The organism is Microvirga arvi, from assembly GCF_016892765.1.
GTDB lineage: Bacteria > Pseudomonadota > Alphaproteobacteria > Rhizobiales > Beijerinckiaceae > Microvirga > Microvirga arvi.
The window spans coordinates 1-8,789 of the sequence record NZ_JAFEMD010000110.1 but is presented as its reverse complement, the minus strand read 5'-3'; the positions used below and the strand labels follow the sequence as shown (position 1 = coordinate 8,789).

Genomic DNA, 8,789 nt, shown 5'->3' with positions numbered 1-8,789 from the left:
GCTGGGCGCGCGTCCTGAGCGGCCATACGGCGGCCGCGCAGCCAAGACCGATGACGAACTCCCGCCGTCGCATCAGCTACCTTCAGGTTCACCAATAGAAAACAGTATAGCACAGGCTGTGCAGGTGTGTTGACGCGGGTTCCATAGAACAGCCTTCCGCGCCATGAACAAAAACCAGGAAGGTCAACTCCTGGCAATGGGCTGAAGTGGGCGGAATGTCTGCAATAGCGGAGAGGAGGAGACATTCCGAAGGCACACGCAATTTCCTTGGTTGACCCCGAGCAGACCTTCCAAAGTGCGCGTGAGAGCAAGGAATAGCAACCTCTGGGCTGCGCTACAGCCGACATGCTGCTGGATCAGCCAAAGTACTTATAATCTAAGCTTGATGCTGGCTATCACTGGCATGTGGATCCAACGAGCTATGAAGTAAGCTATCAATATGCGACCTCAGGCAGCGGTATGGCTCGTCCTTCCTGCTGGCTGTAGGGAATGCTGATGCTACGCTCGCTCAAGGCACGGCAGCATGTCTTATCACCATTCGTGCAGACCCATCTTTGAAGGCCTTGATCGAGGCTATGACCGTTGACACCTTGGTCGTGAAGGATAGGCTCAAGTTCATTGAACTAATCGACGACTCATGGGTCTAATCACAATCGCAGGCTGGTTTGGGCCGTTTTCAAGCCCAGCCGTCAACCTGAGCGAAGCGTGTCAGGAGGCATACTGGCAATGGTGACCAGACGAACTCTCCTCACAGCCGCCCTGGCGGCCGGACTTCTTCCAAAAGCGAGCTTAGCTGCGACCAGGATCCGCATGGGCGAACTCTATAATCACGACGGGTCCTTCTCTCCACGCGCAGATGAGCTGAAGGGGACACGCATTGCCATGCAGGGTTTCATGGCACCCCATCTGAAGGTTGACTCCGACTTCTTCATCTTGTCGAACACACCGGTTGAGACCTGCCCATTCTGTGCATCGGAGGGTGAATGGATCGACTCGATTGTGTTTGTGCGCATGCGCGCCAGGCAGGAGATGGCTGCGCCTGGGACACTCATCCTGGTGCAGGGAACGCTTGAGATTGGCCCTGCGACTGACCCGACGACTGGCTTCGTCAGTAAGGTCAGGCTGACAGACGCAGTCTTCCAGAGGGCGGGTGCGTGAGCCCGCATGACGCTGAGGTCGGGCTTTCAGTCTTCCAGCTTGAGGTTTCCTTCTGCGACGCAACTGGCGACCGGTTCAATGCTCTGTCTGGCATCACTGCACAGTTCAGACCCGGTCAAATTACCGCCATTGTCGGCCCATCGGGTTCTGGAAAAACGACCCTCCTGCATTGCATCGCGGGCATTCTGGTTCCGAGTTCAGGCGAGATTCGTCATGGTGGCGTGGTCGTCAGCTCCTTAGGGGAGAGCGCTCGTGACGCCTGGCGGCGTCACAACTGCGGAATGGTGTTTCAGGATTTCCGACTCATCGACGAACTCACCGTACTCGAGAATGTCACAACGCCGGCGCTGTTCGGTCACTATCGGGTTCCTTCGATCCTGCGCGAACGGGCCCGCACGCTTATTCGCGATTTCGGATTGCTGGAGCGTTCCGTTCCGACGTCGCGTCTGTCTCGTGGCGAGCGGCAGCGGGTTGCCATTGCCCGCGCTCTCCTGATGGACCCCGCGATCATCCTCGCGGACGAACCGACCGCCAGCCTTGATCGCGCAAATGCCGCCTCGGTCGCCGAGACCCTTGAGGGCCTCGCCGGACAGGGGAAGGCTGTCGTATGTGTTACTCATGATGACCTGCTCGTTTCCCGGGCACATGAGGTGATTTCATTGAAGGCTGGGCGGATGGGCCCGCCTGCCGTGGATCCTTTCGTTGGGCTCCGAGCGGGAGACCTCGCATGAATCCTTGGCCCATTGTACGTGCGTTCCTCGTCCGGCATCGCTGGGCCGCCCTCGCATTCGTCTTCCTTGTTGCAGCAGGTGTCAGCCTTGCGGTAGCGCTCATCTCGCAAGAACGGGCCTTGCGCAACGGCAGCGCCCGTGCGGCCGACCGCTTCGATCTGATCGTGGCAGCCCCCGGGAGCCAAACCGATGTCTTGCTCACTGCTGTGTTTCTGCGCCCTGGAACAACCAAACTGCTCCCTCCAGAAGTAACGGTGCGGCTCTTAAACGACAAACGGGCGGCGTTTGTGGCTCCTATCGGCTTTGGAGACAGCCACCGCGGTGTGCCCATTATTGGAACAACAAGCCAGCTCGTCACTCATTTATCGAACGAATTGCAGGAAGGCCGGGTTTTCGCCCGTCGAGCGGAAGCGGTTGTGGGAGCTGCCTCGCCCGTGAAAGTTGGGGAGACTTTCCGACCGACGCACGGCATCCCGAGGGACGGCAACTCGGAGGAAGACACTGATCCTCACGAGCATGGTGCGATGATCACGGTCGTAGGCCGGATGAAGCCGACAGGCTCGCCGTGGGATAGCGCTATCATGATGCCGGTCGAGCACGTATGGCAGCTCCATTCACTCCCTGATGGCCATGAGGAAGGCAATGAAGCGGTCGGCCCGCCCTTCGATCCTACCCGGACGCCCGGCGTCCCGGCGGCAGTGGTTAGACCTACTACGATCGCCGCCGCGTATCAGCTTCGCAATGCCTATACGACCAACGAGTCCATGGCGTTCTTTCCCGCCGAAGCGCTGACCCGTCTCTATTCTGTGATGGGCGACTTGCGCCAGCTCATGAGCTTGCTCGCCATCGTCACACAAGCGCTGGTCTTGATGGCCATCGTGATGGGTGTGCTATTGTTGTTTCGGTTTCTCGTACCACAGCTCATCACCTTAAGGGCTCTGGGCGCTCCTCGGCTCTTCATTGCTGCCATTGCTTGGGGCTTTACCGCCACGTTGGTGCTCGCCGGTGTGGTGCTCGGCCTTGTGGCCGGATATGGGCTCTCGTACGGAGTAAGCCAGTGGCTTGCCGCTGATACAGGCGTGGAGCTTACCCCAACACTCGCCTCAAGCGAGTACCTCATCGCAGTCAGCATACTAGCTACAGGATGGATCTTGGCTCTTCTGCCCGCATACGTTGTTCAGCGACGATCGCTCGCGATGTCCCTTGCAGAGAGCTAAACAAAGCTCCCGCTCATTTGCCTTTTCCATCGGTGCTGATCCCAGCACTGAACAACCAGGAGGAAGTAATCGATGCATTCGACTCTAAGGAAACTGAGACACGCTCTGGTGGTCGGAACTTTGATTGCAGGCCCGGCCATTGCTCAAGAGGTTGCACCAGCACACACGGAAACGGTGAAGCGCATCGTGGACAGCCAGTCGTTCAAGGCAGCCGTCGACGCGCTCCAGAAGGACCATGACCGCTGGATCAGCGAGGTCATCAAGCTGACGGAGATCCCCGCTCCACCCTTCAAGGAGCAGGAGCGGTCCAAGGCCTATGCGGAGATGCTCAAGGCCCATGGCCTGACCGATGTCGAGATCGATGAGGAAGGCAACGCCATCGGCGTGCGGAAAGGCACTGGAGGCGGGCCCCTGGTGGTTGTCTCCGCCCACCTCGACACCGTCTTTCCCGAGGGAACGGACGTCAAGGTCAAGCGGGACGGCACCCGCTTGGCGGCCCCAGGGGTCGGCGACGACAGCGCTGGACTCGCCACCCTGCTCAGCATCGTCCGCGCGATGGATGCCGCCGGGATTAAGACGAAGAGCGACATCGTCTTCCTGGGCGACGTCGGCGAGGAAGGCCTCGGCGACCTGCGCGGCGTGCGCTACTTCTTCACCAAGGGCAAGTACAAGGACCAGGTCAAGTACTTCTACTCGCTTGATGGCAGCAGCACGACTCGCCTCACGAACTGCGGCGTCGGGTCGAAGCGCTACCGCGTGACCTACAAGGGTCCTGGCGGGCACAGCTTTGGCGCGTTCGGGCTCGTCAACCCCATGGCTGCAATGGCCCAGACGGTGGTCGAGATGTACAAGATCCAGACACCCGCGAAGCCGAAGACCACGTACTCTGCGAGCGTGACGCAAGGGGGCACGTCCGTGAACTCTATCCCGAACGAGGTCTGGATGGAGTTCGACATGCGCTCCGAGGACGCCAAGGAACTCGACCGGCTCGAGAAGCGCTTCCTGGCCATCGTGAACCAGTCCCTGGAGACGGAGAACTTCGCCCGGTCGACCAAGGAAGGATCGATCACGGCGGACATCAAACTCGTGGGTGACCGACCCGCCGGGCGAACGGACGAAAAGACAGACCTGGTGCAACTGACAACGGCCGCCTTCCTAGCGAACGGGAGCAAGCCGACCTATGAGTGCGGCTCGACCGATTCGAACATGCCCATGAGCTTGGGCATACCGGCGGTCACGATCCCCCGTGTCGGCAAGGCGGACCGCTCCCACTCGCTCGATGAGTGGATCGACACCGATCCGGAGAGCAACCACAATGTGAAGAAAACGATCCTGACTACCGTGCTGGCGGTCTCTGGGGCTCAATGATGAATGGGCTGGACCAGGCACTTGCGCCCGGTCCAGCCCATAGCCAGTTGGCCCTCGTTGCCGGATCCTGTTCACCGCGTTGGTAAACTTGGAGCACTTTGACATGGCAACAGGCGCGTCCAGGGTTCTGGCCATGCTGGCCACCGGACATTGAGGCTTGACGTATGTCTGGGAGTTGCCGACCATTTTGACGACGTTGAATGCCACTCTGGCCCAATAGGCTACGATCAACGGCTTGCCATTGTCCTGGACGGGGAAGAGCTGCCAAAACGTGCCTCCGTATACCTCGGGGTGAACACGAACGCCACCGTCGTACCGCTGGGGGCGGCCTTCTGGCCGTCACGCTGAATAGCGAGAGGTCATCTGCTTAGGTTCCATGAGTTCTCGAAAGACCAGGAATGGCACGAGGCGGAAGCAACGCATTGGACTGCTCGTCCAGCCTGAGCGGACCTTCGGAAAGAACAGGGGAGTCCTCAGTTCGGCCGTGAATTCCAGTGATCTCGGTAACTCCTTTCCGCCCGAATTCAACGCACGGTCAGGTGCCGGCCGAGGATTGCTCAAGCTCTGCGGCGATGCCGCGCAGCGCCTGCTCGAAGGCGCTGGCCGGCTGACCGCCAGAGATCAGCCATCTCCCGTTGATGACGACGGCGGGGACCGAGCGGATGCCGCGGGAGATCCATTCCCGCTCGGCTTCACGAACCTCCTCGGAATAGCGCCCCGACAACAAGACCTCGCGCGCCTCATCCCCGTCGAGACCCGCCGCGACGGCCGCATCCACCAGCACCCCATGGTCGGACACGTTCGCGCCATCCGTGAAGTTCGCCTTGAACAGAGAGTGCTTCAGCTCCTGCTGACGCCCGACAGTCCCTGCCCAGTGCAGCAGGCGGTGGGCATCGAACGTGTTGTAGATCCGGCTCTCCTCCGACATGTTGAACGTGAAGCCAACCTCGGCCCCGCGCGATCGGATCATCGCGCGGCTGGCGGCCGACTGCTCTGCCGTGGAGCCATATTTCTCCGTGATATGCTCCCCGAGGTTCTGTCCCCCTGCGGGCATATTGGGATTGAGCTCGAACGGCTGAAAGGTGATGTCGGCCTCGACCGCGTCCGCAGCGTTGGCCAGCGCCTGCTCAAGCCCCCGCAGGCCAATGACGCACCACGGGCACGCCACGTCAGAAACAAAGTCGATCTTCAGGTGCTGGGTCATGGCGCGGCTCGTGGTTGTTCTTGGAAAGCTTAAGGTCACGGAATCGCTGAGATATCATAGTGTCGAGACGTTCAGGGATGAACCTTCAAGGCGCTCGTTCACTTTCAAGAGATCCCAACGGCGGGTTCGCGCCACCGGATGCGAGACTGAGGCTTCGCAACTTCACCGATGGAGGCGCATGGCCTCATCATGCGTTACAACCGTCCGGCCGCGGGGTTCGTCGATTCAGATGAATTCCCCCAGTTTCAGGAGCAGCAGGAATGACCGATTCATCCGATTACGTGCCGCCGAAGGTCTGGACCTGGAACAAGAGCAGCGGCGGGAGCCCCGTCACAAGCCTCAACCGCCCGACCGCGGGGGCGACCCATGAAAAGGAGCTGCCCGTCGGCCGCCACCCCTTGCAGCTCTACTCGTTGGGAACCCCCAACGGCCAGAAGGTCACAATCCTGCTGGAGGAGATGCTGGCGCTGGGTCATTCCGGCGCGGAGTACGACGCCTGGCTGATCAGGATCGGCGAAGGCGACCAGTTCAGCAGCGGCTTTGTGGCGGTGAACCCGAACTCCAAGATTCCCGCCCTGGTTGACCGCTCCGGCCCGGCCCCAATCCGGGTCTTCGAGTCTGGTGCGATCCTCCTCTACCTCGCGGAGAAGTTCGGAGCCTTCCTCCCAACGGCGGCCGGTCCGCGTGCCGAATGCCTGTCCTGGCTGTTCTGGCAGATGGGTAGCGCGCCCTATCTGGGAGGCGGCTTCGGGCACTTCTACGCCTACGCGCCGGTGAAGATCGAGTATGCGATCGACCGGTTCACGATGGAGACGAAGCGGCTGCTCGACGTGCTCGACAGGCGGCTTGCGGCCAACGAATACGTAGCAGGGCCCGAGTACACGATCGCCGACATGGCCATCTGGCCGTGGTACGGCGGCCTGGTTCAGGGGCGGTTGTACGAGGCGGGCGAGTTTTTGTCCGTGCAGGACTACCGGCACGTCAGACGCTGGGCCGATGCGATCGGCGAACGTCCCGCCGTCAAGCGTGGGCGGACTGTGAACCGCACTTCAGGCGAGCCGTCCGAGCAGTTGCACGAACGCCATGACCCCAGCGACTTCGGCACCGTGACCCAGGACAAGGTGGCCGCGCGGGAGTAGCCGCCCGCCAAGCACGAGCAAAGGTCCCGGACGAGGATGGCCGCGGATGTTGTGTACTGGAGGAGGACCATGCGTTGCGACGTGGTCTTCTCGGACGTGGTGCTGGGGATGAGCAGAGTTATGCAGTTAAGGATGTTTGCAGGATTGCGTACCGCTCTGTCAAAGGTGCTGCCTACACTCGCCTGAGCCTTCCAGGGGGTTATGGCATGAAGAGGTTGGTCACGGTCACCGGTCCTGTAGCGGCCGCCCAGATGGACGGGTATCTCATCGAGGAACGCCTCCTCGATCACATCATGATCCAGGTCATCGACAAGGGCGGCGGGAACCTGGAGATCGCGTTTGATGAGAGAGACCGATGCTACCTGTCTCAATTCTCTGCCGAGCAACTGGCCGAGTGGTTGCAGGAAGCGATGCTCCATGTCGAAGCGGCATGTCCGCTGGAGACACACGATGGCAAAGCCGCCTGGATCGCCGAGTTGGCGCCACCAAAAGCTAGAGCGTCCATCAAGGCCATGCGACCGGCACGGCAGGAGCACGATCTTCCGGCTGGCCTGGAGTTCTTGAGGCGGACTTAATTTTCCTTCGCTTGTTTGTGCCAATGAACCGAACGGCCACGCTGTCATTGTTATGGTTGAGGACAACCACTCCTCGGTACGGCCGGCCTGCGGCCCAGCAGATGAGAGAATGACAATGGCTCGAACCAAAAAGGACGACACTTCCCAACCCAGCAGAAGCCGGAAAACGCCGGAGCGGTCCACGACGAAATCCTCCTCGCGGTCTGCCACCAAGAAGCAAACGGGCGCTACCAAGCGTGCTCAGCCCAAAGCAATGGCTGGCTCCCGGTCCGCGACGAAGTCCCAGGCTGTTCCCACGAAGGCCCGCTCCTCCGCAGGATCGCGCACGGCAGCACGCTCGACCTCCGGCACATCGCGATCGCGGTCCACGACGCAGGCCCGCTCCGCATCACGCTCGCAGGGCGGCCTGCTGAACCCGATGGCCTGGCTCTCGACCCTGGAGACAACGCTCACCTCCCCACAGGCACGGGCTGTGATGGCAGAGGCCCTCAGAGCCGTCGCGAACGTGCTGGAGAAGCCGCAGGGCAGCGAGCAAGGCCAAGGCGGCGGAACACAAGAAGGCCGGAATGCCGTGTCGGCCGCCGGAAGCCTTGGCGCCGAGATCGTTGCTGCTCCGCTGGAGGTCGCCGCGGCTGCCATTGGTGCCGCAGGCGAGGTCGTGACCAGCGCCCTTGGCGGATCTCCAGGCGGGGACGGTGGCAGTGGCGCCAGCCGGAAAGGCGGCAGGCGGTCCTCCTCACGGAAGAAATCCTTGGCGGCTAGCGAGTAGCCAGCCTTGTGGCTGAAGATCGGACGGCACTGCATCACGAGACAAAGTGAGAAGGCCGCCTCACTACCGAAAGATCGAAGACGTTATCAGGCCGCCTCAGCGACGGGAGCGGGACCCGCTTCGTCCATGGCGCGCATGTAGACATCGAGCAGGCTTCCGTGCTCGTCGCGCTCGTCCTGATCCTGCTTGCGCAGCTTGATGATCTCTTTGAGGATCTTCACGTCGAAGCCCTCACCCTTGGCCTCGGAGAAGATTTCCTTCTTGGCTTCGTTCAGTTCCTTGATCTCGTTCTCGATCTGCTCAATGCGCTCCACGAACGAGCGGATCCGGTTGCCCGGAATTCCAACGACGTCACTCATGGCTTCTCCTTTGCCGTATGTGGATCGGCACTATCGGGCAGGTGTGTAATCACCCCGTTAACCCAGAGGATCACTCGCGCAGGGAGCCGCTGGAAGAGAACGTCAGGAGCTGGCACTTCTCTGAAGTGAGGTGCGTGTCAGCTCTAGCAGCGAATACCGGACGTTCCTGAAGAGCGAGGGAACTACCGTGCCTGACCCAGCCTGTTCTCTAATTCCGGGTTTGGGGTCAAGCTCTCTGTGAGCATCCTTGCCGGGTCCATGGTTCTCTC

At 60.9% G+C, this 8,789-nt stretch carries 10 protein-coding genes; 7 read left to right on the top strand and 3 right to left on the bottom strand.

Annotated elements, in window-relative coordinates:
* Positions 1 to 726 precede the first annotated feature (726 nt).
* From ILT44_RS29055 to ILT44_RS29040, 4 genes are all read left to right on the top strand, one after another.
* Positions 727 to 1,158 (top strand): hypothetical protein, encoded by a 432-nt coding sequence (locus tag ILT44_RS29055; protein WP_204243092.1) that lies wholly within the window; start codon positions 727 to 729, stop codon positions 1,156 to 1,158.
* Positions 1,155 to 1,889 (top strand): ABC transporter ATP-binding protein, encoded by a 735-nt coding sequence (locus tag ILT44_RS29050; RefSeq protein WP_204243091.1) that lies wholly within the window; start codon positions 1,155 to 1,157, stop codon positions 1,887 to 1,889. Before ILT44_RS29055 ends, ILT44_RS29050 begins: the two co-directional genes overlap by 4 nt.
* The gene (locus ILT44_RS29045) at positions 1,886 to 3,106 is read left to right on the top strand and encodes an ABC transporter permease family protein (protein ID WP_204243090.1); all 1,221 of its coding nucleotides are present in this window, start codon (positions 1,886 to 1,888) and stop codon (positions 3,104 to 3,106) included. Before ILT44_RS29050 ends, ILT44_RS29045 begins: the two co-directional genes overlap by 4 nt.
* Positions 3,107 to 3,178: 72 nt before the next feature.
* The gene (locus ILT44_RS29040) at positions 3,179 to 4,474 is read left to right on the top strand and encodes a M20/M25/M40 family metallo-hydrolase (protein WP_204243089.1); all 1,296 of its coding nucleotides are present in this window, start codon (positions 3,179 to 3,181) and stop codon (positions 4,472 to 4,474) included.
* Positions 4,475 to 5,009: 535 nt separating this feature from the next.
* Here ILT44_RS29040 and ILT44_RS29035 read toward each other — a convergent pair.
* Entirely contained in the window at positions 5,010 to 5,678 is a 669-nt protein-coding gene (locus tag ILT44_RS29035) for a DsbA family oxidoreductase (protein WP_204243088.1), read from the bottom strand.
* A gap of 260 nt (positions 5,679 to 5,938) precedes the next feature.
* Here ILT44_RS29035 and yghU point away from each other — a divergent pair, with 260 nt between their 5' ends.
* Together yghU and ILT44_RS29025 are read left to right on the top strand one after the other, a co-directional pair.
* Positions 5,939 to 6,817, top strand: coding sequence for a glutathione-dependent disulfide-bond oxidoreductase (yghU, locus tag ILT44_RS29030; RefSeq protein ID WP_204243087.1), 879 nt, complete (start codon positions 5,939 to 5,941; stop codon positions 6,815 to 6,817).
* A gap of 206 nt (positions 6,818 to 7,023) precedes the next feature.
* Complete coding sequence (locus ILT44_RS29025; protein WP_204243086.1) at positions 7,024 to 7,392, top strand: hypothetical protein; 369 nt, start codon at positions 7,024 to 7,026, stop codon at positions 7,390 to 7,392.
* A 240-nt stretch (positions 7,393 to 7,632) separates the two neighbouring features.
* Here ILT44_RS29025 and ILT44_RS29020 read toward each other — a convergent pair whose 3' ends face one another.
* The gene (locus ILT44_RS29020; RefSeq protein ID WP_204243085.1) at positions 7,633 to 7,845 is read right to left on the bottom strand and encodes a hypothetical protein; all 213 of its coding nucleotides are present in this window, start codon (positions 7,843 to 7,845) and stop codon (positions 7,633 to 7,635) included.
* 22 nt (positions 7,846 to 7,867) lie between these two features.
* Between ILT44_RS29020 and ILT44_RS29015 the strand changes: the two genes are divergently transcribed.
* On the top strand, positions 7,868 to 8,161 hold the full coding sequence (locus ILT44_RS29015; RefSeq protein WP_204243084.1) for a hypothetical protein: 294 nt from the start codon (positions 7,868 to 7,870) through the stop codon (positions 8,159 to 8,161).
* An 86-nt stretch (positions 8,162 to 8,247) separates the two neighbouring features.
* Here the strand turns inward: ILT44_RS29015 and ILT44_RS29010 are convergent, their stop codons facing one another.
* Positions 8,248 to 8,520 (bottom strand): DUF2312 domain-containing protein, encoded by a 273-nt coding sequence (locus ILT44_RS29010; protein ID WP_204243083.1) that lies wholly within the window; start codon positions 8,518 to 8,520, stop codon positions 8,248 to 8,250.
* Between the last annotated feature and the right edge of the window lie 269 nt (positions 8,521 to 8,789).

Excerpts from the sequence above, each read along its gene's own strand:
- ILT44_RS29045 (WP_204243090.1), top strand. The coding sequence starts at position 1,886 with ATGAATCCTTGGCCCATTGTACGTGCGTTCCTCGTCCGGCATCGCTGG.
- ILT44_RS29010 (WP_204243083.1), bottom strand. The coding sequence starts at position 8,520 with ATGAGTGACGTCGTTGGAATTCCGGGCAACCGGATCCGCTCGTTCGTG.
- ILT44_RS29055 (WP_204243092.1), top strand. The coding sequence starts at position 727 with ATGGTGACCAGACGAACTCTCCTCACAGCCGCCCTGGCGGCCGGACTT.
- ILT44_RS29025 (WP_204243086.1), top strand. The coding sequence starts at position 7,024 with ATGAAGAGGTTGGTCACGGTCACCGGTCCTGTAGCGGCCGCCCAGATG.
- ILT44_RS29040 (WP_204243089.1), top strand. The coding sequence starts at position 3,179 with ATGCATTCGACTCTAAGGAAACTGAGACACGCTCTGGTGGTCGGAACT.
- yghU (WP_204243087.1), top strand. The coding sequence starts at position 5,939 with ATGACCGATTCATCCGATTACGTGCCGCCGAAGGTCTGGACCTGGAAC.
- ILT44_RS29035 (WP_204243088.1), bottom strand. The coding sequence starts at position 5,678 with ATGACCCAGCACCTGAAGATCGACTTTGTTTCTGACGTGGCGTGCCCG.
- ILT44_RS29015 (WP_204243084.1), top strand. The coding sequence starts at position 7,868 with ATGGCAGAGGCCCTCAGAGCCGTCGCGAACGTGCTGGAGAAGCCGCAG.